Annotated in this window: 1 protein-coding gene; it reads left to right on the top strand. The window is 44.3% G+C overall.

The window, feature by feature from the left end; genetic code table 11:
- Window positions 1-29: 29 nt before the first annotated feature.
- The coding region (locus KDK16_RS13060; protein ID WP_257276459.1) for a hypothetical protein at window positions 30-1,810 on the top strand (1,781 nt) is incomplete at its 3' end.

Below are 1,810 nucleotides of genomic sequence, written 5' to 3'. Positions count from 1 at the left end.
TCCATTGTCGTATTCGCGCAGGACGTCTGGTGCATTACCGCTCGGGTTTGCCCCATGGCATTTCGGCAAGCCCCGCCAGAAAGTTCTGCCCCGGGCACGATATAAACTATTCTGCATCGCGGCGACGGAACAATGAACAGATTGTGACCGATATTCTGGAAAATGAAAGTGCCCTGAGCTCCTTTGAACGACGTACTCAAATCGGGATGGAACCGAATCGGAATATTTCGACACGCAGGATGAAATGCGACACCGAATATGCATTTTCCCGAGTTATGGAGGAGGAACTGGCGGATAAATCCAGGCAAAGTCGTGGTGGGGTCATGTGTATGCGCTTGAATTCTGCAACACTCGGCCGTTTGGATGCACAAATTTACAGAGATCAAAGCCAAATCAGGTCGGGATTCCTTGGTTTGGATGCCTTTGCCCGTAATGAGAAAACCATTACGCATTCAGCCGACGACTATCAAAGTGTGGTTCGGCATTGTCAGTCACAAGAGACCCGTTTTTCCAATCCTGTGTCTTTGTCTGATGAGTTGAACATGCTTGAGATGAGTTCTCCCGAAAGCCACGGGCGATTGTTGCGTATGCTAAGGAAACGTTTTAGCCACTGGCCCGACGGGCGCCCGCTGGAACAGCTTTTTCCACAATCCTGGTCAGTTCTTTACCATGAGTTAACCTGTAAAGACAGCCCGTTTCACAAAGGCATCCAGAGTCTCGTCAAGATTTGTGGTGTAGAGCGCATACAGTTGTTGTTTGAGCAAAACCCACAACTGCTGGAGGGCAAGCTGGATTCCCTGGATGGTTTTAAGCTGAAAGGATGGCCACATAAGTTAACCGGGATTGATTTCAGCGGCTGTTCAATGAAGGGGACAGTGTTGCAATCCGTTTCATTTGAGGAGTGTAAACTCAATACAGAACTGTTTAACAGTGCCATTGTTGAAGATGGCCTTTTCATCAAATGTTCTTTTGAAGGTGAGCGGCTTTCAACATCGGTATTAGACAATGCTCGTTTTTTCATTCCGGGTAGTAAGAATGGTCTGGTACTTGAAAGTACATGCCAGCTTTCCCGAATTCTATATGAATCGTGTGTTAATGAGAACAATGAGTTCAATCTGGAACAATGGCTGCAGGTGATGGGGAAAAATTCTTGTCTACGCTTCGGCTCAGCACCGCTGGATGATTTAAGTCGGGAAATTCTGTCCCGACATATTGATGAAATCAAGAGTTTTTATCCACAGCAACTTATTGGAATTATTAATGGACTGTTTGAGATTGACTTTCAGAATATTACTAATGCAATAAATTTTGTTGAGAATAATCGGGAATTCTATGATTGCAAAATCAAAGATCTCAAAGATGTTTATTTTGATTTCAGAGCCATCTTTCTGAAAAAAGGAAATTATGAGGGGCTGCAAGGTGAGCCATTTGAAGAATTATTTAACCTCCGTAGCGTCGCAGATAATGATTATTCCCGTGAAGCGGTTTTGGCGTTGATGCTAAATGTTATTAATCTTGTTCTGTCCCCTGAATCTAATGATCAATACATAGACTTTGGAGTCAATGCCAACAGCACGGATGAGCATGAAGATTGCTGGAAGGAGATTCCTGAGGCCAGTAGAGACAGTGCACAAAACAACTCAATCTCATCTCTGAAAACAGAGGGCCTGCCCCTGGTTGCAATGCGACGTTACAAAGCTTTTCTTTGTTTGGTTTGCCTTAAAGAGTACCGGGGTTATATTCATCAATTCTGGGAAGAATGCTCAGAAAAGAGTCAACTAACAATAGCCAAACACTGTTTGCGTCATCA

Source organism: Endozoicomonas sp. SESOKO4 (assembly GCF_024606275.1).
The sequence above is the reverse complement of the archived record's forward strand: the minus strand, read 5'-3'. Positions and strand labels throughout refer to the sequence as shown.